This is a genomic window from Leisingera sp. McT4-56 (genome assembly GCF_020514995.1).
Lineage (GTDB): Bacteria > Pseudomonadota > Alphaproteobacteria > Rhodobacterales > Rhodobacteraceae > Leisingera > Leisingera aquaemixtae_A.
This window is the reverse complement of sequence record NZ_JAJALF010000001.1, coordinates 224,766-246,191: the sequence shown is the minus strand read 5'-3', so window position 1 is coordinate 246,191 and position 21,426 is coordinate 224,766. Positions and strand designations below refer to the sequence as shown.

Below are 21,426 nucleotides of genomic sequence, written 5' to 3'. Positions count from 1 at the left end.
CGCAGAAAATTTGCTCAGCCGCAGCAGGGGCTGGGCGCCATCGCTGCCTGGGCGCAGAAACAGGACGCGCCCACGGCCTGGTCCGCCCGCGCCAGCGCCAGATCCAGCTGCTGTTTAATGTGCCGGATTTCAACGGTTTCGCGGCGGGCTTTCAGGCAGTCATGCAGCCCCTTCAGGCTCCAGATATTGCCGGGATGCACGGATGCGCGTGACAAGGTGCCGTCCAGCCCGAGGTCGGCGCGGTAGACGGCTTCGGCCTCCTCAATGCGTCCCTGCTCGAACAGCAGCGCCCCCAGCGCGTGGCGGGTGGGCTGCATCCAGCCCCAGGGTTCATCATAGGGCAGGTTGTCGTCCAGCTCCGTCGAGCGGTGCAGATGCGCAAATGCCGCGTCAAAGTTCTCCTTGCGGTACTCAATCTCGCCGCGCAGCATTTCCGTTGCGATTTCAAGCAGATCCACAACGCGGTTGTTGTGCAGCAGACGGGTGTCGGGCACCCGGGCCTTGGCGGCCAGGAAAAGCTGCTCCTCCGCCTCTGCCTCTGCCACGCGGCCGGTGGCGGCATAGGCAATGGCGCGGGCGTAATGGGTGTTTGCGGTCAGGGTGCAGTAAAGTTTCTGATCCTCCGGCAGCTCCAGCGCCATCGCCTCATCCCAGCGGCCAAAGCGGACCAGGATATGCGGGTGCATCGCCATGTAGCTTTCGAAATAGTCCGCCATCGGCGGGCTTTCGATGCGCAGCATGTCTTCCGGCGTGGTGTCCAGAATGCCCTGATTGGCCGCCAGCGCGGGTTCGATCTGGCCCAGGAACATCGCCCCGAAGATGACGAAGTGGTAATCATGCTGGCGATAGCCGGTATAGATGTTGAAGGCGCCTTCGCGCTCGTAGAACTTCAGGTCCGCCTCTATCGCCTTTTGGTTCCAGTGCACAACGCTGTGGTAATCGCCGCAAAGCACGTCGATATGGGTCGGCATATGCACCAGATGGCCCGCATCCGGCACCAGCGTGCGCAGCACATCCGCGGCCTTCAGCGCTTTTTCGGGCGTCGGCGACATTTCCATCAAATGCACGTAGAGATGCAGCAGCCCGGGATGCTGCATTGCGCCCGGTTCACTGTCCATCGCCCGTTCCAGCACCTCCTGCGCCTCCAGCGTGGCGGCACCGTCGGCGGGCAGGCCGGACTTCAGATCCCACATCTGCCAGGGCGTCAGGTTCAGCAGGCTTTCGGCAAAGACCGTGCGCAGGTCCAGATGATCGGGGCAGGCGGCAAAGGCTGCGCGCATCGCCCCGGCAAAATCGTAGTCCCAGGCGTGCATGTCTTCGACCGTTTCGCGCTGGGGGTAACGGGCCTGAATGGCGCGGATCAGCTGTTGCTCAACCTCTGAGCAGCCTTCGATACCGCTCAGCGCGGCCTGGGCAGCGTCGTAAGCTTCCACCAGTGCCTTGGCGCGGCCCTTATCATCGCGCAGGTCCCAAGGCAGGTTGTAGTTCGGTCCTGCCGCATAGGCCACGCCCCAATGGGCCATGGCGCAGTCCGGATCGTGTTCCAGCGCGCGGCGGAAGCAGGCGACGGCCTCCTCGTGATTGTAGCCGTAGGTCCAGACCAGTCCCCGGTCGAACCAGAGCTGCGCCTCGGACGAAGCTGTTGTCACCGGGCAGGAATAACTGCCGAGATCGTAATCATAGCCCATGAAAAAAACCTCCCCATTCACATGGGAAGGTTAGGGAGCGGCCAGGTTGCGGGCAAGGCGCTTATTCTGCGGGCAAGCGCGCCTCGGCCTTGGCCATTTGCAGCATCAGCAGGAAGGCGATGCAGGCCATGATCAAAAGCCCCGCTGCCAGCGGCACCAGCGAGCCGTCGAACAGCAGCCCGACAGGGGCGGCGACGGCGGCGGCCAGAACGGTCGAGATCGCCCCGATCACCGAGGCCGCCATACCGGCGATATGGCCCATCGGCTCCATCGCCATGGCGTTGAGATTGCCGACGGTGGTGCCCACCATGAAGAAAACGCTGGCCTGCCAAGCCACAAACAGGCCGAACATCCACGGATCCGGCAGGCTCCAGCCGCTGATCAGCAGCATCGCGCCGGTGATCAGGATCTGGGCGGCCAGCGAAACGGTGACGATGCGGCGCATGCCAATCCGGACCACGATGGCCGCGTTCAGCAGGCTGGCGGTGCCGGAAATCACTGCGACCAGCCCGAACCAGAAGGGGAAGCTGTCCGCACGGCCAAAGATGATGTCATAGACCGGCTGCACCATGGTCAGCATGGTGAACAGCATGCCCAGGCAGAGCGTCTGCACCATGATCGACAATCGAACCGTGGGGTGGGTGAGCATCTCCTTGACTGCGGCCATCAACAGCGGCGCACGGAAAGCGCGGCGGTCGTCAGCGGCAAGCGTCTCCGGCAGGCGGACACTGGTCCAGAGGACAATGACGGCGGCAAACAGCGCAAACAGCAGGAAAATGGCGCGCCAGCCGGACAGCGCGATGATGCCTGCGCCCATCAAGGGGGCAATGGCCGGAACAATCATGAAGATCATCATGGCAATCGACATCAGGCGGGCCATTTCGCGGCCAGAGTAAAGGTCGCGGACAACGGCAACGCCCACAATCCGCGGGCCGGCAGCACCAATTCCCATCAGCACGCGCGAGATCAGCAAGACCTCCAGCGAGGGGGACAGCCAGGCGGTCAGCGCGGCCAGGACATAAAGGGCGCAGCCCGCAGCGACCACCGGCTTGCGGCCAAAGGCATCCGACAGCGGGCCGGTAAAGAAGGTGCCGAGACCCATGCCCAGCACAAAGGAGGTCAGCACCAGCTGCGCCCGGTTGATGTTGTCCGGGCTGAGCGTCTGGCCGATCTCCGGCAAAGCGGGCAGCATGGCGTCGATCGACAGCGCAATGGTGGCAAACATCATCGCAATCAGCGCGATGAATTCTGCCTTGGCCATGCCATGGGCGGGGGACTGTGACATCTGAAACCTCTAACAGCTCTTCAGATGGATCCGGGGAATGAGGCCGGTCTGGGAGCCGTCCGCTTCCGCTACCATAAACCCGCCAGCCGTGCCAGCGCCCGGCTGCACAGGCCTCTGTGCATGGTTGCGATGCTAAGCAATTTCGCGGCGGTTCAGCCGGCGTCTGCTGCTTTCAGCTGCTGCAGGATATCTTCGATCACCTGCTTCCACAGTTCCGGCGGCTGCGCACCGGGCACCGCGTGCTGGTTGGCAACGATGAAGGTCGGGACGGAATTCACCCCCATCTTGCGGGAATGGGCGTCGCGGTCGCGGATCTCCTGCACATCGCTGTCGCCCTCCAGAAGCCGTGCGGTGACATCCGCCTCCATTCCTGCGTCCTGAGCGATTTCCGCCAGAACCGCATGGTCGCCGATGTCCTTGGCGTCCACGAAATAGGCCTTGAACAGGGCGTCCACGACCTCTGCCTGCTTGCCCTCGATCCCGGCCCAATGGATCAGCCGGTGCGCGTCCAGCGTGTTGGGGGTGCGTTTCATGGCCTCGAAATTGATCGTCAGCCCGGCCATTTCCGCGTGCTCCACCACCGGTGCGTAAGCCTTTACCGCGCCGTCCTTGCCGCCGAACTTGCGCTCTAGGTACTCGCGCCGGTCCATGCCCTCGCGCGGCATCTCGGGGTTCAGCTGGAACGGGTGCCACTCGATGACAAACGGGTGGTCCGGCACCTCTGCCAGCGCCTTGTCCAGATGGGTCTTGCCGATATAGCACCAGGGGCAGATCGGGTCCGACAGGATGTCGAGCTTGACGGTGGCCATTTGGGTCATCCTTTGAACAGGGCAGGCAGGGCGCGGCGCAGCAGTTTGCCGTTGGCGCCGGTGGGCAGCGCGTCCAGATGGACGTATGCGCGGGGCTGCTTGTAGCGGGCCAGGCGCCGGGATGCAAAGGCCTGCAGCTCTTCCGTCTTCAACTCTTCGGGACCGGTGTAGAAGGCGGCGATGATATAGGTGTCCTCTTTCACCTCAACTGCGGCGGCGCCGGCCAGGGTGATGCCGGGATGGGCGGCCAGTGCGGTTTCGACTTCAATCGGCGACACCCGGTAGCCGCCCGCATTCATCATGTCGTCGCCGCGCCCCAGGTAGCGGATCTGGCCGTCCGCCGACATCGCCCCCTGATCGCCGGTCAGGAACCAGTCGCCCTGGTAACGGGCCGCGGTTTCCTCTGGCGCGTTCAGGTAGCCCAGCATCAGTCCCGGGTCGGAGCGGTGGATGGCGATGGTGCCTTCCTCGCCCATCGGCACCGGCCCGTCCGCGCCGATGATTGCAACCCTGCGGCCCGGCTGCGGCTGGCCCAGGGCGCCGTCCCGCGCCGGGTGCGACGGTGAGGAGGAGATGAAGGTTGAGCACTCGGACATCCCGAAAGCCTCGTAAAGCCCGCAGCCTGTGGCAGTCTCCCATGCTTCATGCACATGACGGGACAGTTTTTCACCTGCGCAAAGCCCGTGCCGCAGGTCGGGCAGGCCCAAGGCCCCCTCGCGCAGGAACTTGCGGTAGACCCCGGGGGCCGCGGCAAAGATCGTGGCGCGGTGGTGGCGCAGCAGGGCGGGCAGGTCCTCCGGCGGCGTGCCGGGGGCGGGGATGAGTGCCGTGGCGCCTGCCGCCCAAGGGTCCATCAGCCCGGTGCCCAGGGTGTAGGTCCAGTTGAAGGCGCCGGCATGCAGCAGCCGGTCATCCTCCGTCAGGCCGTACCAGCCATCCACCATCATCTGCCGCGCCCAGACCGCTTGGTGGGCATGCGCCACGGCGCGCGGATTTCCGCTGGTGCCGGAGGTGTAGACCACATAGGCCAGTCTGCCAGGATTGCCATAAGCGAAGTCGCAGGGCGGCAATTCGTGCATCGGCAGAAGATCCGCAATGGTGATCTGCCGCGGGTGACTCGCACAGGCCACCGCCGGATCGCGCAGCACCGCGGCCGGCGCCAGATCCGCAATCATCCGGGCGGTTTCCACCTCCGTCAGCTGGGCTGAGGTCGGAACCGGCACCAGCCCGGCGGCGATGGCGCCGAGATAGGCAACCGGAAACTCCACCGTGTTCCCGAGCCGCATCAGCACGATGTCCCCGGGTTTCAGCCCGGCCCGCAGCAGCCCGGTTCCGGTGCCGCGCACGGCGGCTTCCAGCCGGGCATAGCTCCAGTCCTCGCTGGCATCGCCGTCAAGCACCGACAGCGCAGTCTTGTCCGCCAGCCGCGCGGCATGGCGCAGCACATGGGCCGCAAGATTGAAGGGCGAAGGGCAGGGCGCAAACGGCCCCTGATCAAAAACCGACAGCATGGCAAATGGCTAGCCCGCGCTGTCCTGCGTTGCAAGGCGCGCAGGTGCGGCTTATAGAGTTCTCATGAAAAGCCGCGATCCGAAATCCCTGATCACCATCGCCCGCGCCAACGGCGGCGACGATCAAGCAGAACCCCTGGACCTGGGCGCCCGCGTGCGCGAGCTGCGGAAAGCGCGCGATTGGACGCTGGAACATGCGGCCAATCAGGCGGGGCTGGCGCGCTCGACCCTGTCGAAAATCGAAAACGGCCAGATGTCACCGACTTACGAGGCGTTGAAGAAGCTGGCAGAAGGGCTGCAGATTTCCATCCCGCAGCTGTTCACTCCGCCGCAGCGGGACCAGGTGAACGGGCGGATGACGGTGACCAAGTCCGGCGACGGCTCGGCGCACGCCACCGCGACATATGAGCACGAGCTGCTGGCCGACGGGCTGACCCGCAAGCAGATGCTGCCGTACCGCGCGCGGGTGCGGGCGCGGTCGATGGATGAATTCGATGGCTGGGTGCGCCACGACGGCGAAGAATTCCTCTATGTGCTGACCGGCGTGGTCAAGCTTTACACGGAGTTCTACGAGCCGGTGGAGATGCGCCGCGGCGACAGCGCCTATTACGACGCGGCGATGGGCCATAACGTGATTTCCGTCAGCCCCGAGGACGCGACGATCCTCTGGGTGACGTCTCTGGCCTGACGCAGGGGATCAGTGCGGGCGGCTGTCCAGCTCCCGCAGCAGGCTTTCTATGTACAGAAAATCCTCTACCTCTTCCTTGGCTTCATTCAGGGTAAGATGGTGGGTCCGTGCCAGATAGGCGACGAATTTGTCCCGGTCATCCAGTATCGACGGCGCGTTGCTTGCTTTCAGATGAGGAAAGCGCTGTTTGATGCGGGGCATCCTGTCAATCCAGCTGGCAGCTGCTGCTTGTACAGGCATGGGGGGCACTCCCTGACAAACGGTTTATGGTTGTTGGACGCCCATGGTAACACTTTTCGTGAATTTTTGTAACGGTGCCCCCCGGAGGGGTCCCCCGGGCGGCCTGGCTAGGCGGAAATTTGCCGCCTGTCAGCGGGCGGCAAACAGCCGCGGCAGCACCAGATGGCCGATGCCGACCGCGATCAGCTGCATCAGGATGAACATCGGGATGTGGCCCGGGTAGATGCCGGCGAAGGTGTCGCTGAAGCCGCGGGCGATGGTGACTGCCGGGTTGGCAAAGCTGGTTGAGGAGGTGAACCAGTAGGCGCCGGTGATGTAGAGGCCGACCAGCGCAGGCACTGCCTCGGGCCGCGAGCGGAGGCCGCCGAAGATCACGAACAGCAGTCCGAAAGTGGCCAGGATCTCAGAAAACCACTGCGCGGTTCCGGTGCGGTGCATGGTGGCGGAGCTTTGCAGAATTGCAAGGTCGAACATCACGTGGCAGGCCCAGACCCCAAGGATGCCACCGCCGATCTGCACCAGGATGTAAGGCGCTGCCGCGCTCCAGGAATGCTCGCCCCGCAGGGCAAAGGCCAGCGTCACCGCCGGGTTGAAATGGGCGCCGGAAATGGGGCCAAGGGTGGTGATAATGGCATAGAGCATACAGCCGGTGGCAATCGCATTGGCCAGCAGCGCCAGGGCCACGTTTCCATCCGCCAGCGTCTCGGCCATGATGCCGGAGCCGACCACCCCGATCAGCAGCATGGCGGTGCCCAGCCCCTCGGCCAGCAGTTTCTGCGCGGTCATGCGATGTCTCCGATCCGCTTGAGCAGCTGCGAGAGTTCAGCCGGGGCCATGGTTTCGAACGGCAGCGCCAGCAGCGCCTTTGCGCGCTTTTCCAGGGTGGAATAGGCGGTGCGGAAGGCCGCGTCCCAGTCCGGCTGCCCCGCTGCTGCCGGGTCTTCGACGCCCCAATGGGCGCGCAGCGGCGCACCGGGCCAGACCGGGCAAGTTTCACCGGCGGCAGAGGCGCAGACGGTGATCACGATATTCATCTCCGGTGCCTCGGCGCCGGCAAACTCATCCCAGCTCTTGGACCGCGCGCCGGAGGTGTCATGGCCCAGTTCCGCCAGCAGCGCCAAAGACTGGGGATGCACTTTACCGGTAGGATTGGAGCCAGCCGAATAGGCCCGGACGCGGCCTGCGCCATGGGTGTTGAAAATCGACTCCAGCAGGATGGAGCGCGCGGAGTTGCCCGTGCAAAGGACGAGAATGTTCATCTGTGTTGGCCGTTCTGTTGGATTAGTCGGTTGAGTTCATGCCGGCGATGCTGTCGACCTGGTGCTGGAGCGACATGCGGTCGAGGGTTTCGAAGGGCAGCGCAGCAAAGGCTTTGATCCGGTTGCGCAAAAGCCCGTAGGCCTGCTGGAAGGCCAGTCGGCGCTCGGCGTCGGTGCCCGTTGCCTTTGCCGGGTCTGCCAGGCCCCAATGGGCGCTCATCGGCTGGCCGGGCCAGGCCGGGCATTCGTCGTTTGCGGCGTGGTCGCAGACGGTGAAGATGAAATCCATCTGCGGCGCGTCCGGGCCGGTAAAGGCGCTCAGATCCTTGGAGTGCAGGCCGCTGGTGTCAATCTCCTTGGCCTGCAGCAGGGACATCACTTCGGGGCGCGGTGCGGCGGACGGCCGGGTGCCTGCGGAGTAGGCGCGGAACTTGCCGCCGCCCTCGTGGTTCAGGATCGCCTCGGCCAGCAGAGACCGGGCCGAGTTTCCAGTGCAGACGAACAGGACGTTCAAAGGCCGTTCAGCATCCGGCGCGATTGTTTCGCCGCTCAAGGCCGGCGAGCAGATATCGGGACGGTTCCGGCAGCAGCCGGACAAGAGCGCATCAAACATGCCGCGCAGCCCCGGCAGGTTCGCGGCATACATCAGCGAGGTGCCGGTGCGCTGCTGAGTGATCAATCCGGCCTGTTTCAACGCCGATAAATAAGCCGAGGCGGTGTTTGCCTTGAACTTCAGCGCTTGTGCGATCTCGCCGGCGGGAACGCCATCCGGATAACGCCGCATCAGCAGCCGGAACAGCGCCAGCCGGTTCGGATGCGCAAGGGCGCTGAGCCTATCTGAAAGTTCTATTTCCATATTTCGCGAAATACGGAAATAGATGCTGGCTGTCAACAGGACAGTGCGCAGGGCAAGGCGCAGACCGGAAAGGTCAGTCTGCCTGATACCACCAGACGTCGGGCATGAACTCGGTGCGGTCGCCATAGATCGGCAATCTGTCCGGGAACCGCATTTCCTTGATGTGGGCGATACGGCCGGTGTCGAAGCTCCAGAACGGAATGACATAGCGCCCCGCGGTCAGCACCCGGTCCAGCGCGCGCACCGCGGCGGTGAAATCCTCCGGCTCCGTTGCGGTCAGCATCGCGTCGATCATTGCCTCTGCCGCCGGGCTGTCCATGCCCATCAGGTTGCGGCTGCCGGGCTGATCCACGCCGTCGCTGCCCCAGTAATAGCGCTGCTCGTTGCCGGGGCTCAGCGACAGTTCCCGGCGGAACCGGGTGAGGTCGAAGTCATAGGCGTTCTCGCGTTCTGCATATTGCGCATTGTCCACGGTCTCAGGCGTCAGCGTGATGCCCAGCCGTTCCAGCGCGCGGGCGTAGATCTCGGTGACGGTCTTCATCTCGCCGTCGCCCTGGCGGATCAGCACGCTGAGCGTCAGCGGCGTGCCTTCTGCATTGCGCAGGACCCCGTCCGTAACAGTCCAGCCGGATTCTTCCAGCAGTTTCATTGCTTTGCGCAAGTTTCCGCGGTTGCGCTTGCTGCCGTCACCCTGGGGAAGGGTGTAACCTTCCAGCGTGCCGGGCAGCAGGCTGTCCGCAAAGGGGGCCAGCAGCGTGCGGACCTTGCCCTCCGCCGCGCCGGGCCGCATCCCCAGCACCGAGCCGGAGAAATAGGAGCTGATCCGCTGTTGGGTGCCGCCGGTCACGGTGCCGTTGATGTACTCGAAGTTAAAGGCCAGGAGCAGCGCCTCGCGCACCCGCCAGTCATCCAGCGGTGCGCGCCGCGTGTTCATCACCAGCCCCGTCATGCCGGAGGGGCGCTGATGCGGGATCTCGCTTTTGACCACATCGCCGCGGGTGATGGCCGGGAAGCTGTAGACGCTGTCCCATTTGTCGGCGTTGAACTCGCGCACCGCGCTCAGCTCGCCGGCTTTGAACGCCTCGAACAAAACGGTTTCATCGCCAAAAAAGTCGATGCGCAGGGTGTCGAAATTCTGGGTGCCGCGGCGCAAAGGCAGATCTGCGCCCCAGTAATCCGGGTTGCGGGACAGACTAACAAAGCGGCCGGGTTCAAAACTGCTCACCACATAGGCGCCGGTGCCGATGGGGGCGCCTTCGATCTCGTCGCTGCCGAACTCCTTCCCCTCCCATTGCGCCTTCTTGAGGATCGGGCGTAGCCCGGCGATCAGCGCCAATTCCCGGTCCTCGGTGTTGAAGGTCAGCCGCAGGCTGCGCGGGCCGGTCTGTTCGATCTTCTCCACCTTGGTCCAGAACCCGCGGTAGCGCGGGTGGCCCTTGGTGCCCAATGTCTCGTAGGACCAGATCACGTCGTCGGCGGTCACCGGGCTGCCGTCAGAGAATCGGGCTCCCTCGCGCAGGGTGAATTCGACCCAGGAACGGTCCTCGGGCACCTCAACCGATTCGGCCAGAAGCCCGTAAAGCGTGAACGGTTCATCCCAGGAGCGGCCCATCAGACTCTCGTATCCCCAGAACCTCAGCTGCCACGGAGTGGTCCCCTTAAGGGTGAACGGGTTGAGGCTGTCAAAACCTCCGGTATTGCCGAAAACAACCTTGCCGCCTTTGGGCGCGTCCGGGTTTGCATAGGGTAAAGACACAAAATCCGGTGGCAGCGCGGGGTCCCCGTACATAGCTATGCCATGGGCCGATTCTGCCTGCGCGAAATTCGCGGCAAAGGCCAGGGTGATTCCTGCCAGCGCCGCGCCAAGAGTCCGGAAATTTTCTTTTTGCAGTTTCACAACAATCCCGCTCTGCCCTTATTTTCTTGCCTCCGCACGCTACGTGCGCTTTTTCGTCTTTTCAAACTTTTAGCTTGGACGAAAGCCGGAAATTGCTTATAAAGGGGTCACTGCTCGATAGGTTTCTTGCCTGTATGAAACCTGCCTCAATAACTAACGCCCGCCTCGTGCGGGCGTTTTTTTCTGCCCGTTTCTCTGCTTTTTTGAACGATGGAAATGGCGGCAATGGCCGCCCCGGCATCCGTAGTCTTACGCGTTTCTTTTGCATCTGCAGCATGGCACAGTGGCGGCAGTTTCAATCAGCCATGGGGTAGGAAGCGATGACATTGCAAGGCAAGACCGCCGTTATCACCGGATCGAATTCTGGCATTGGCCTGGGGGTTGCTCGCGAACTGGCGCGGGCAGGGGCCAATGTGGTGCTGAACTCCTTCACCGACCGGGAGGAGGATCACGCGCTGGCAGCTGAACTCGCCCGTGAGTTCAGCGTCAAGGCCCAGTACGTCCAGGCCGATATGTCCAAGGGCGCGGACTGCCGCGCGCTGATCGAAAAGGCCGGGGCCTGCGACATCCTGGTGAACAACGCGGGCATTCAGCATGTGTCGCCGATCGACGAGTTTCCGCAGGAAAAATGGGATGCGATCATCGCCATCAACATGAACTCGAATTTCCACACCATGGCGGCAGCACTGCCAAGGATGCGTGCGGCGGGCTGGGGCCGGATCGTGAATATTGCGTCAGCGCACGGGCTGACCGCTTCGCCCTACAAGGCCGCTTATGTGGCCGCCAAGCACGGGGTGGTTGGGATGACCAAAACAGTGGCGCTGGAAACCGCGGAGGAGCCGATCACCTGCAATGCGATCTGCCCGGGCTATGTGCTGACGCCGCTGGTCGAGGCGCAGATCCCCGACACCATGGAGAAATACAACATGGGCCGGGAAGAGGTGATCAAGAAGGTCATGCTGGAGCGCCAGCCGAGCCGCGAGTTCGCCACCGTGGAGCAGCTGGGCGGCACCGCGGCGTTCCTGTGTTCGGACGCGGCGGCGCAGATCACCGGCACCACCATCAGCGTCGACGGCGGCTGGACGGCGCTGTAGGCTTTCGGGGAGACGGCAGGAGGGGGCCGGCCCCCTCTTGCCCCTTGAAGGGGCAATTCACCCCCGGAGTATTTTCACAAAGGTGAAATAGGCAGGTGGCGTTTGGTGACACGGATTAATCTGGCCCTGCAGGGCGGCGGCGCGCATGGGGCCTTTACTTGGGGCGTGCTCGACCGGCTGCTGGAGGAGGACGGGATCGAGGTCGCGGGCATCACCGGGACCTCGGCCGGGGCGCTGAACGGCGCTGCGTTCAAAGCCGGAATGGTGCAGGACGGGCGCGCAGGCGCCAAGGCGGCGCTGGAGCGGCTGTGGCAGCGGATGGGGGCGGTGGGCGACATGCGCTTTGCCCATTGGCTGACGCGGTTTGACGCAGTGGCCTGGGCCGGGACGCTGGAAGCAGCGATGCCGTTTTCGCCGCTGGAAAGCCTGAGCCAGGTGATCTCTCCCTATCACTACGGGCCGTTTTACGAGAATCCGCTGCGCAAGGTGGTGGAACAGTTCAACTTTGCCGAAGTCTGTGCCGGCGAAGGGCCGGAACTGTTCATCTGCGCGACCTGCGTGCGCAGCGGCAAGATCCGCATCTTCGAGGGGGAGGAGATCAGCACCGACGCGGTTCTTGCCTCCGCCTGCCTGCCGGACCTGTTTCAGGCTGTTGAGATCGAGGACCCGGAAACCGGCCGGATGGAGGCCTATTGGGACGGCGGCTATACCGGCAACCCGGCGCTGTTTCCGCTGTTCCGCGACGCGCTGCCGGGGGATGTGGTGATCGTCAACATCAACCCGCTGGAGCGCGACGAGATCCCGAAGACGCCGCAGCAGATCCGCAACCGGGTGAATGAGATCAGCTTTAACTCGTCGCTGCTGCGGGAGCTGCGGGCAATCAACTTCGTGCAACGGCTGCTTGCCGATGGCACTATCCGGAAGGGCCGGATGAAACAGGTGCGGGTTCACATGATTGCCGATGACGATCTGATGACGCAGCTGTCGGTCACGACCAAGCTGTTTCCGGTGCCGCAGATCCTGGCGCGGCTGAAGCAGGCAGGGCGCGACGCGGCAGAGGCCTTCCTTGCGCGGGACCGGGAAAACCTGGGCGTGCGCTCCTCCGCCGATCTGCCGGCGATGTTCGGTTAGGCGTCTTCTTTTTCCAGCGCCTTAGGCTTCTTGCCGTTTTCCACCGGCTTGGTGGGGTCCTTGGGGTTGGGGTAGACCAGTCCTGCAGAGATCACCAGCTTGGCCGAGTCCTCCACCGTCATATCCAGCTCGATCACGTCCTCCTCCGGCACGAACAGCAGGAAGCCGGACGTGGGGTTCGGTGTGGTCGGAAGAAAGACGCTGACCAGCCCGCCGCTGGTTTCCGCCCGCTTGGCGATCTCGCCCTTGGCATTGGTGGAGATGAAGCCGATGGCCCAGATGCCCTTGCGCGGGTATTGCACCAGGCAGGCCTTCTCAAAACTGCGCTCAGACTGGGCAAAGACGGTCTCGGAAATCTGCTTGATGCCGGAATAGACTGTGCGCACCACCGGCATCCGGTCCACTAGGCTTTCGGCGAAATTGATCAGCGAGCGGCCGATAAGGCCCTTGGCGATCCAGCCCACGACGATGGTGAACAGCAGGAAGATGATCAGTCCGACGCCGCGCAGGTTGATGCCGATGTACTGCTCGGGGCGGAAGGTGTGCGGCACCAGCGGCAGCACCACGCTGTCGATCCAGCCCATCACCGACCACAACAGCCAGATAGTCAGTCCCACCGGGGCAATCACTACGATGCCGGTAAAGAAAGAGGCGCGCAGGCTGGCAAACAGGCCGCGGCGGCGGTGGGGTTCTTCGTCGAATGGCGTGGTCATAGATCGGTTATCCAGGAATTCCGCTGGAACCTAGGCACTGTTTTGGGGCGGAGCAATGGTTTCCGCCCCAAAAATCAACTCATTGTGCGAGATTGTTGAGTTCCTGTGCGATCTTTGCCGCCAGCCGGGCATTGTTGCGCACCAGGGCGATGTTCGCCGTGAGCGAGCGGCCTTCGGTCAGCTCGAAAATGCGGCTCAACAGGAAAGGAGTAACATCTTTGCCTGCAACACCCTGCGCGTCCGCTTCGGACTGGGCCTGGGCGATCACCGGAGCCAGGTCCTCTGCTGCAATCTGGGCGTCTGCCGGGATCGGGTTGGCCACCAGCTGGCCCCCGGGCAGGCCCATGGCCTGGCGCGTGGCATGGGCGCGGGCGATCTGGGCCGGGTCATCCATGCGCAGCGGCGCCTTCAGCTCCGACACGGCCGACCAGAAGGCGGGGAAGCTGTCCTGCCGGTAGGCAATCACCGGCACTCCTTGGGTTTCCAGAACTTCCAGCGTCTTCGGCAGGTCGAGGATCGCCTTGGCGCCTGCGGCCACAACGGTCACCGGGGTTTGCGCCAGCTCCATCAGGTCGGCGGAAATGTCGAAAGAGGTCTCAGCGCCCTTATGGACTCCGCCGATGCCGCCGGTGGCAAAGACGGAAATGCCCGCCAGCCGTGCCGCAATCATGGTGGCTGCAACGGTGGTCGCGCCGGTGCTGCCGGTGGCGATGCAGGCGGGCATGTCAGCACGGGAGATCTTGGCAACGCCCTTGGCTTGACCCAGCGCCTGCAACTGGTCGGGCTCAAGACCCACATGCAGCACGCCTTCTATGACCGCCATGGTGGCGGGCACGGCGCCAGAGTCGCGGATGTCCTGCTCCACCTGTGCAGCAACCTCGACATTCTGAGGGTAAGGCATGCCGTGGGTGATGATGGTGCTTTCCAGCGCAACGATGGCCTGTCCGGCGGCCTTGGCGGCCTGAACTTCGGACGAATACTGAATGTCGATCAAAGCGGGGGTTCTCCTGAAACGTAGGTTGCCGCAGCCTTGAGGGCTGAGGCCAAAGCGGTTTTGCGGTCTTCGCCCCGTGCCTCGGCAACGATATGGGCGGCCATGAAGGTATCGCCTGCACCGGTCACCCGGGCGACGGTAACACGGGGCGGATGCAGGGTGATGGCGCCCTCGGCATCCGCCACAGTGGCAGAGGCGCCGCCATCGGTGACCAGCACCCGGGCAGCACCCCGGTCCAGCATCGCCGTGGCGGCGGTTTCGCTGTCGGTGAACTCCGCCTGGCACAGGATGCCGGCCTCTTCCAGGTTCACATAGAGCGTGCCGCGGGTGCGGGTCAGGAACGGGCGCAGCCGTTCCGCCTTGCCCGGCGACGCGGGGGCGACGCGCAGGTCGGCCTTGGCAAAGGCCGGGCTGGCAACAATGTCGTCCAGCAGCGACAGCGTCAGGTTGCCGTCCAGCGCCACCTGGCCCTCATAAGGCGCGGCCTCGGTGCCCAGCGAGCCATCGGACAGCGGCCGCAGGATCTTGTCGCCCGCGGCCTCCAGCGAATGCGCATCGGCAATGGCGGCAATCAGCCCGTTGGCGCCTTCCACAGCCATGTAGCGGTCGGTGGGCAGGTCCTCTGAGCGGTAGATGTGATCGGTGATCAGGCCGAAGTGTCCGCAGGCATGGATCAGCTCGTCGCCTTCGGGGTCGCGGCCCACAGAAGTCAGCAGTGCGGGCTTCACGCCAAAGCGCGACAAGGTCATGGCGATGTTCATGGCCACACCGCCGGGCAGGCGGGTGATGCGCCCGGGCATGTCCGATCCGCGCTGCATTTCATTGGTGCAGCGGCCGATAATGTCCCACAGGACCGACCCGATGCACAGGATGGCGGGTGTCTGAGAGTTAGGGGCTTGTGTCATATTGACCTATTGCCGCCTTTGTCAGGCCTCTGCAAGCGGCTTCACCGGGAAGGCACCGCGAATGTCAGGGCGGCCCAAAGGCTTTCCCACACGTAATCCTTGCCATCCGGGGCAGGGCGCAGAACCACGGTGTCCAGCAGGTAGCTGTGCCCGGGGGCTAGGGGAACAACGGCCTCACCCTGCGCGTCCGTCAGGCGGGTGCTGATGGTAACTGCGCCATCCGGGGACTTGTCAAAGATTTCGACCTGGGCCTCTGGCCGGGCTTTGCCCTGGTACAGCACCCGGACCGGAAGCCCTGCTGTCAGGTCATCCGTATAGGGATTGGCGAGGGCGACAATCTCGGTCTCCAGCCCGGCGGTGAGATCGGCCCCCTTGCCATCGCCGATTGCCACCAGCGCCTTGGCATAGCGGGTGTACTGCTCGACAAAGCCTGCATCCGGCAGGCCGCGCGCCCGGTGCTGCGTGCGGATATCGCCAAACGCCTTGTGATCAATGAAGGCCTGAAACTCTTCCCAGCTGTCATAGGTCAGGGTCTGCGGCTGGGTCTGGTGGATCAGCACGGCCAGCCCGTCCTGCATTGTATCGCCGCTAAAGGCCGGCATATCCCCCATCCGCCCGAGGTAGGGAGAAGCCGTTTGCCCTTGCATGACCTCAAAACGCGCGATGCGGTGATCCAGATAGGGCTGCTCAGCCCCCTTGAACTCCTGCCCGTTGCGCAGCTTTGCCACCACGGTTTCTCCGGAATCCACTTGATATTTCTCCGGCTCAATCCAAAACTCGTGGGATAACACCGGCGCGGCCCCACTGGTCAGCCCGGCACAGAGAATTGAGCAGAACAGGCGGTATTGCATGAACGGGTCCTTGGCTGTCAGGCGTGGTATGACTTGGCTGCGGACACTATTTGCGCTGCTGTTCAGCATGGTTGCAATAGCGGCCGCGCCAGCCCGCGCGCATGAGGTCACTCCGGCCATCGCCGATTTCACCATCACGGACCGGCAGATCACCATCGAACTGCGCCTGAACATCGAAGCCTTTGTTGCCGGGATCAATCTGGACGGTCTGTCGGACACCAACCAGACCGCGCAGGCAGCGGACTATGATGAGCTGCGCGCACTGGGCGCAGACGAGCTGGAGCCGATGGTGCGGCTTTTTGCGGAGGAATGGCTGGAGACGTTTGCGGTGCAGGCCGCAGGCCCGGTCCCGCTGAGCGTCGCGCGGATCACCATTCCCGAAGTGGGGGATGCAAGCCTGCCGCGGGCGTCCTTCCTTGAACTCACAGGTGAGATCCCGCCCGGAACCGGGAGCCTGCGCATCATCTGGCCTGCGGGCTCCGGCGGCGTGGTGCTGCGGCAGAACGGGGTGGAGGAGCCCTATACCGGCTATCTGCAAGGCGGCGAGACCTCACCCCCCATCCCGCTGCAGGGGGGCGCAGCCAAGATGCCGGTCGAGGCCTTCATGGAGTACCTCCCCGTCGGTTTCACCCATATCCTGCCAAAGGGGCTGGATCACATCCTGTTTGTGCTTGGGCTGTTCTTTCTCAGCCCGCGGGTAAAACCGCTGCTGTTGCAGGTGAGCGTGTTTACGGTGGCCCATACCATCACCCTGGCGCTGGGCGCGCTGGGCATGGTCAATGTGAACCCCGCCATCGTCGAGCCGCTTATTGCCCTGTCGATCGTCTTTGTCGCGGTCGAGAACATCTTTGCCCGCAAACTGCACAGCTGGCGGACGTTTGTCATCTTCGGCTTCGGCCTGCTGCACGGTCTGGGCTTTGCCACGGTGCTGGGGGAATTCGGCCTGCCTGAAAACCAGTTCCTGCCCGCGCTCGTAGGCTTCAACGTGGGGGTGGAACTGGGCCAGCTGGCGGTGATCGCCGCTGCTTACCTCGGCGTGCGCCTGTGGTTCGGGCGGCATCCGAAATACCGCGGCCGGGTGGCGATCCCGGCCTCTGTCACCATCGCGATGATCGGCGGCTACTGGTTTGTGGAGCGGGTGTTTCTGTAAACACCCCTCAGCGGGTCAGTGCATTGCCCGCATCAGCACCTTGAGGCTGGCCAGCGGGTCCTCGGTGTGCCAGATCTCATCGCCGATGCCAAAGAAGTCGGTATAGGGCGCGATGCCGCGCACCAGATCCTCGGTCAGGCCGCCTTCGGCCACGACTGGCACTTCGATCATCTTCGACCACCATTCGAACAGATCGGCCTCCGCCTGTGCGCCGTCGCCCAGGCCGGAGGTGCCCACCGGGCCAAAGCTCACGTAGTCCGCGCCCGCTTCGCCGGCCACCATGCCGTCGTGCTGCGAGGCGCCGCAGAAACAGCCGACAATCGCATCCGGCCCCAGCGCCTTGCGCGCGGTGCGGATGGATTTCGACGCATCGGTCAGATGAACGCCGTCCAGGCCCAGCCGCTCCGCCAGGATCTGGTGGTCAGAGATCACCAGCGCCACGTCGCGCGCCATCGTCACTTCGCGCAGCGCATCGCCCGCGCGGCTCAGGGTGTCCTGGTCGCGGCTCGCAAGGTCCAGACGCACGCAGGCAACGTCCACCTCGTCCAGCACCCGCGCCAGCTGACCGGGGAATTTGCCCAGCTCAAAACTCGGCGGGGAGATCAGGTAGATCTGCGGCTGCTCGGGTGCGTCAGCAGGGCTTCCCATGGCGGTGCTCCATTGTTCAGGCGGTTTGACGGTGTTTAGCCGATTTCCGGCAGGACGCAAGGATTTGCGGCGGTGAAGCCCCGGTATTTGCAGCCCAAACCCGCGCTGGACCTTGCCCCGCAGCCGCGCGGGCAGTACAGCAGTGCCGATTTTGCCGGAGAACACGATGCCCACCGATACGCCCCAGCCCGCCTTTGTCCTTGTCCGCCCGCAGATGGGCGAGAATATCGGCGCCGCGGCGCGGGCGATGTGGAACTTCGGCCTGGACCGGATGCGCATTGTGGCGCCGCGCGACGGCTGGCCGAACCCCAAGGCGGTGGCGATGTCCTCGGGCGCGGGGCGGCTGCTGGACGAAGCGCAGCTGTGCGCGGACGTTCCGGAGGCGCTGGGCGACTGCACCTATGTGTTCGCCACCACCGCCCGCCAGCGCGGCCTCACCAAGCCGGTCTACAGCCCCGAGCGCGCGATGCAGATCGCGGCTGAGAAGATCGCGGCAGGCGAAAAGGTCGCGGTGATGTTCGGCCCCGAACGCGCGGGCCTTGAGAATGAGGACATTGCCAAGGCAAACGCGATCATCTCGGTGCCGGTGAACCCGCTCTATGCATCGCTGAACCTTGGCCAGTGCGTGCTGCTGACCGGCTATGAGTGGATGCGCCAGTCCGGCGAAGTGGTGCATGAAACCACCGATCTGGGGCGCAAGGGCGACTGGGCAACCGGCGTCGAGGTGGAGAAGCTGGTGGAGCACTACGAGGAGCGGCTGGACGAGGCCGGTTTCTTCTACCCGCCGGAAAAGGCCGACGGCATGAAGACCAACTTGCGCAACCTCTGGTCCCGGATGCGGATGACCCGCTCCGACGTGCAGATGCTGCACGGGATCATGCGGCAGATGGTCCGCTGGAAAGAGCGGGGCGGCGAATAAGCCGCTCTGGACCAATTCCGAAACCGCCCCTAGCTTGGCAGCACAGACAAAGAGGCAAGCATGAGCAAGCGCAGCATTTTCGAAGAGGTCGAAGGCGAGAAGAAGGACGCGCCCGCGGTGCAGCCGGGTTTGATCGACCGCGGCCGCGGCGGCGCCCGCAAGGCGATCCGCGCCTGGCTGATGGTTCTGTTTGCGCTGGTGGTTGCGATGATCGTTGTGGGGGGGCTGACCCGCCTCACGGACTCCGGCTTGTCGATCACAGAATGGCGCCCCGTGACCGGGGCGATCCCGCCGATGTCCGAGACTGAATGGCAGGCAGAGTTCGACAAATACAAGCAGATCGACCAGTGGCGGATCCAGAACCAGTGGATGGAGCTGTCTGATTTCAAAGAAATCTACTGGTGGGAATGGGGCCACCGGCAGCTGGGCCGTGCCATCGGCCTGATCTGGGCGTTTGGCTTCCTGGTCTTCCTCGTGGCGCGCAAGGTCCCTGTCGGCTGGACTGGCCGCCTGGCCCTGCCTGGCATTCTGGGCGGCGTGCAAGGCGCCATCGGCTGGTGGATGGTGGCGTCCGGCGTCACCCAGGGCGAAGGCATGACCGCTGTCGCCTCCTACCGTCTGGCGGTGCATCTCGGTCTGGCGTTTGTGATCCTCGGCCTGATTGCCTGGTACGTGCTGATGCTGGGCCGCGAGGAGCGCGAGCTGATGCAGGCGCGCCGGGCCAAGGAGGCGAAGCTGTTCAGCCTGTCCACCGGCCTGATGCATTTTGCCTTCCTGCAGATCCTGCTTGGCGCGCTGGTTGCAGGTATTGATGCGGGCCGCTCCTACACCGACTGGCCGCTGATGGGCGGGCAGGTGATCCCGCCGAACCCCTTCATGCTCGAGCCGGTCTGGAAGAACTTCTTTGAAAACCCGGGGCTGGTGCAGTTCATCCACCGGGTTGCGGGCTACCTGCTGTTCGCCTTTGGCGTGGTGGCCTGGCTGCGCGGGCGCAGCTCTGCCCATGCGCGCACCCGCTTTGCCTTCAACGCCGTTTTTGCAGCGCTCTCCGTGCAGGTGCTGCTGGGGATCATCACCGTGGTTTACGCCGCGCCGCTCCACGCTGCGATCACTCACCAGCTGGTGGCGATCGGTGTCTGGGTGCTGATCCTGCGCGCCCGGTTCCTGGCGGCCTATCCCATTGCAACCTCGATCAAGGATCACTGACCCATGAGCGCATTTGACGAACTGATGGCCTTCCAGCGCGAAACCCAGGCGCTGGGGCAGATTGCGGGCCGTCTGGGCTGGGATCAGGAAACCATGATGCCGCGCGGGGCCGCGCCGCAGCGGGGTGAGGAAATGGCCGCGATCGAGGCGGTGCTGCACGCCCGCCGCTGCGACCCGCGGGTGGCGGAGTGGCTGGAGCAGGCCGAGGCGCAGGATGAGGCGGGTGAAGCCCAGCTGCGTGAAATCCGCCGCAGCTATGAGCGTACTGTCAAGGTGCCCGCTGATCTGGCAAAGAAGATTGCCCAGGTGACATCCGAGGCGCAGGGCAAATGGGCCGCCGCGCGGGCGGATGAGGATGTGGCAGCCTTCCTGCCGGTGCTGGAGGAAGTTGTGTCCCTGAAGCGCCAGGAAGGCCAGGCGCTGGCCGCGGGCGGTGACGTCTATGACGCCATGGTCGAGGATTACGAGCACGGCATGACCGGGGCAGGGATCGCGGAAATCTTCGATGCCATGCGGCCCGGCCTGGTGGAACTGCGGGCGAAGGTCCTGGAAAAGCCCGCGCCGAAGGGGCTGGAAGGCACATTTGACGAAGCCGCGCAAATGCAGCTCACCCGCAAGCTCGCCAATCAGTTCGGCTATGACATGGGGCACGGCCGGGTGGACAAGGCGGTGCATCCGTTCTGCTCCGGCGCTGGCCTGGACGTGCGGATCACCACCCGGACCAGCGAGAACGACCCGTTCAACTGCTTCTACTCCACCATTCACGAGGTCGGCCATGCCGCCTATGAGCAGAACATCAGCCGCGATTACCTGCTGACCCCGCTGGGCAGCGGCGTGTCGATGGGGGTGCATGAAAGCCAGAGCCGGATCTATGAGAACCAGATCGGCCGCAGCCGCGCCTTTACCGGCTGGCTGTTTGAGGAGATGAAGGCCGCCTTTGGCGATTTCGGCATTGCCAATGCGGATGCGTTCTATGCTGCGGTAAACACGGTGCATAAGGGCTATATCCGGACGGAAGCGGATGAGCTGCAATACAACCTCCATATCATGATGCGGTTCGGCCTGGAGCGCGCGCTGATGAGCGGCGATCTGGCGGTGAAGGATCTGGAAGCGGCCTGGAACGACCGGTTCGAAGCGGACTTCGGCTATGCCGTGGACAAGCCGTCCAACGGCTGCCTGCAGGATGTGCATTGGTCGGTGGGCCTGTTCGGCTATTTCCCGACCTACTCCCTGGGCAATGTCTATGCCGGCTGCCTTTATCAGGCGCTGCGCCGGGATGTTCCCGGGCTGGATGCAGAATTGGCCCAGGGCGACACCAGCGGCGCAACCGCCTGGCTGAAGGATAACCTGCAGCAGCACGGCGGCTTGCGCAGCCCGCGCGATACCATCGTGCATGCGTCTGGCATGGAGCCCGGCCACGCACCGCTGCTGGCCTATCTCGAAGAGAAGTTCAGCCTGCTCTACGACCTCTGAGTCGGCACCGGGACACGGCTAACACCCTGCGGCGGCAGCAGAAAATCCGCTGCCCCGGAAATGCCCCATTTTAAGCGTATTCTCTGAAGCTCCTGGGGGGGAGAGTTAA

The 21,426-nt window shown here is 64.1% G+C and carries 21 protein-coding genes; 7 read left to right on the top strand and 14 right to left on the bottom strand.

Annotated features, from left to right (window positions below; translation table 11 throughout):
* Positions 1 to 14: 14 nt before the first annotated feature.
* From LHL23_RS01160 to LHL23_RS01145, 4 genes are all read right to left on the bottom strand, one after another.
* Positions 15 to 1,688, bottom strand: a complete 1,674-nt coding sequence (locus LHL23_RS01160; RefSeq protein ID WP_226428493.1) for a tetratricopeptide repeat protein — start codon at positions 1,686 to 1,688, stop codon at positions 15 to 17.
* Positions 1,689 to 1,749: 61 nt separating this feature from the next.
* Positions 1,750 to 2,973 carry a multidrug effflux MFS transporter gene (locus LHL23_RS01155; RefSeq protein WP_226428492.1) on the bottom strand — a complete coding sequence of 408 codons (1,224 nt, stop codon included), beginning with the start codon at positions 2,971 to 2,973 and terminating at the stop codon, positions 1,750 to 1,752.
* A 152-nt stretch (positions 2,974 to 3,125) separates the two neighbouring features.
* On the bottom strand, positions 3,126 to 3,791 hold the full coding sequence (locus tag LHL23_RS01150; protein ID WP_226428491.1) for a DsbA family oxidoreductase: 666 nt from the start codon (positions 3,789 to 3,791) through the stop codon (positions 3,126 to 3,128).
* Complete coding sequence (locus tag LHL23_RS01145) at positions 3,788 to 5,293, bottom strand: class I adenylate-forming enzyme family protein (RefSeq protein WP_226428490.1); 1,506 nt, start codon at positions 5,291 to 5,293, stop codon at positions 3,788 to 3,790. The genes LHL23_RS01150 and LHL23_RS01145 overlap by 4 nt, the downstream gene beginning before the upstream one ends.
* Before the next feature lie 64 nt (positions 5,294 to 5,357).
* Between LHL23_RS01145 and LHL23_RS01140 the strand changes: the two genes are divergently transcribed.
* Positions 5,358 to 5,981, top strand: coding sequence for a helix-turn-helix domain-containing protein (locus LHL23_RS01140; protein ID WP_222475601.1), 624 nt, complete (start codon positions 5,358 to 5,360; stop codon positions 5,979 to 5,981).
* 9 nt (positions 5,982 to 5,990) lie between these two features.
* Here the strand turns inward: LHL23_RS01140 and LHL23_RS01135 are convergent, their stop codons facing one another.
* The 5 genes from LHL23_RS01135 to LHL23_RS01115 all read right to left on the bottom strand — a co-directional run bounded on the left by LHL23_RS01135 (position 5,991) and on the right by LHL23_RS01115 (position 10,125).
* Positions 5,991 to 6,221 carry a hypothetical protein gene (locus LHL23_RS01135; protein ID WP_222475602.1) on the bottom strand — a complete coding sequence of 77 codons (231 nt, stop codon included), beginning with the start codon at positions 6,219 to 6,221 and terminating at the stop codon, positions 5,991 to 5,993.
* A gap of 129 nt (positions 6,222 to 6,350) precedes the next feature.
* Positions 6,351 to 7,007, bottom strand: coding sequence for an aquaporin (locus LHL23_RS01130; protein WP_226428489.1), 657 nt, complete (start codon positions 7,005 to 7,007; stop codon positions 6,351 to 6,353).
* Positions 7,004 to 7,480 (bottom strand): arsenate reductase ArsC, encoded by a 477-nt coding sequence (locus LHL23_RS01125; protein WP_226428488.1) that lies wholly within the window; start codon positions 7,478 to 7,480, stop codon positions 7,004 to 7,006. The genes LHL23_RS01130 and LHL23_RS01125 overlap by 4 nt, the downstream gene beginning before the upstream one ends.
* A gap of 22 nt (positions 7,481 to 7,502) precedes the next feature.
* Entirely contained in the window at positions 7,503 to 8,336 is an 834-nt protein-coding gene (locus LHL23_RS01120; RefSeq protein ID WP_226428487.1) for an arsenate reductase/protein-tyrosine-phosphatase family protein, read from the bottom strand.
* A gap of 73 nt (positions 8,337 to 8,409) precedes the next feature.
* Positions 8,410 to 10,125 carry an extracellular solute-binding protein gene (locus LHL23_RS01115; protein ID WP_226428797.1) on the bottom strand — a complete coding sequence of 572 codons (1,716 nt, stop codon included), beginning with the start codon at positions 10,123 to 10,125 and terminating at the stop codon, positions 8,410 to 8,412.
* A gap of 428 nt (positions 10,126 to 10,553) precedes the next feature.
* On the opposite strand from LHL23_RS01115, the gene LHL23_RS01110 reads away from it, so the two are divergent.
* Positions 10,554 to 11,327, top strand: a complete 774-nt coding sequence (locus LHL23_RS01110) for a 3-hydroxybutyrate dehydrogenase (RefSeq protein WP_226428486.1) — start codon at positions 10,554 to 10,556, stop codon at positions 11,325 to 11,327.
* A gap of 102 nt (positions 11,328 to 11,429) precedes the next feature.
* Entirely contained in the window at positions 11,430 to 12,458 is a 1,029-nt protein-coding gene (locus LHL23_RS01105; protein ID WP_226428485.1) for a patatin-like phospholipase family protein, read from the top strand.
* On the opposite strand, the gene LHL23_RS01100 is transcribed toward LHL23_RS01105, so the two are convergent.
* From LHL23_RS01100 to LHL23_RS01085, 4 genes are all read right to left on the bottom strand, one after another.
* Positions 12,455 to 13,171: a DUF502 domain-containing protein gene (locus tag LHL23_RS01100; protein WP_226428484.1), complete on the bottom strand. Its 717-nt coding sequence runs from the start codon at positions 13,169 to 13,171 to the stop codon at positions 12,455 to 12,457. The two genes, LHL23_RS01105 and LHL23_RS01100, sit on opposite strands and share 4 nt — an antisense overlap.
* A gap of 79 nt (positions 13,172 to 13,250) precedes the next feature.
* Positions 13,251 to 14,165, bottom strand: coding sequence for a pseudouridine-5'-phosphate glycosidase (locus LHL23_RS01095; RefSeq protein ID WP_226428483.1), 915 nt, complete (start codon positions 14,163 to 14,165; stop codon positions 13,251 to 13,253).
* Entirely contained in the window at positions 14,162 to 15,070 is a 909-nt protein-coding gene (locus LHL23_RS01090; protein ID WP_222475613.1) for a PfkB family carbohydrate kinase, read from the bottom strand. The genes LHL23_RS01095 and LHL23_RS01090 overlap by 4 nt, the downstream gene beginning before the upstream one ends.
* 41 nt (positions 15,071 to 15,111) lie before the next feature.
* A complete protein-coding gene (locus tag LHL23_RS01085; protein ID WP_226428482.1) occupies positions 15,112 to 15,921 on the bottom strand; it encodes a DUF4198 domain-containing protein in 810 nt (269 codons plus the stop codon).
* Between LHL23_RS01085 and LHL23_RS01080 the strand changes: the two genes are divergently transcribed.
* Complete coding sequence (locus tag LHL23_RS01080) at positions 15,920 to 17,071, top strand: HupE/UreJ family protein (RefSeq protein WP_226428481.1); 1,152 nt, start codon at positions 15,920 to 15,922, stop codon at positions 17,069 to 17,071. The genes LHL23_RS01085 and LHL23_RS01080 overlap by 2 nt on opposite strands.
* A 15-nt stretch (positions 17,072 to 17,086) precedes the next feature.
* On the opposite strand, the gene LHL23_RS01075 is transcribed toward LHL23_RS01080, so the two are convergent.
* Positions 17,087 to 17,719 carry a thiamine phosphate synthase gene (locus LHL23_RS01075; RefSeq protein WP_222475618.1) on the bottom strand — a complete coding sequence of 211 codons (633 nt, stop codon included), beginning with the start codon at positions 17,717 to 17,719 and terminating at the stop codon, positions 17,087 to 17,089.
* 166 nt (positions 17,720 to 17,885) lie between these two features.
* Here LHL23_RS01075 and LHL23_RS01070 point away from each other — a divergent pair, with 166 nt between their 5' ends.
* The 3 genes from LHL23_RS01070 to LHL23_RS01060 are packed head-to-tail and all read left to right on the top strand — an operon-like array spanning position 17,886 to position 21,317.
* Entirely contained in the window at positions 17,886 to 18,638 is a 753-nt protein-coding gene (locus LHL23_RS01070) for an RNA methyltransferase (RefSeq protein ID WP_222475619.1), read from the top strand.
* Positions 18,639 to 18,698: 60 nt separating this feature from the next.
* Positions 18,699 to 19,844: a heme A synthase gene (gene ctaA / locus LHL23_RS01065; protein WP_226428480.1), complete on the top strand. Its 1,146-nt coding sequence runs from the start codon at positions 18,699 to 18,701 to the stop codon at positions 19,842 to 19,844.
* Positions 19,845 to 19,847: 3 nt separating this feature from the next.
* Positions 19,848 to 21,317 carry a carboxypeptidase M32 gene (locus LHL23_RS01060; RefSeq protein ID WP_226428479.1) on the top strand — a complete coding sequence of 490 codons (1,470 nt, stop codon included), beginning with the start codon at positions 19,848 to 19,850 and terminating at the stop codon, positions 21,315 to 21,317.
* The last annotated feature ends 109 nt before the right edge of the window (positions 21,318 to 21,426 follow it).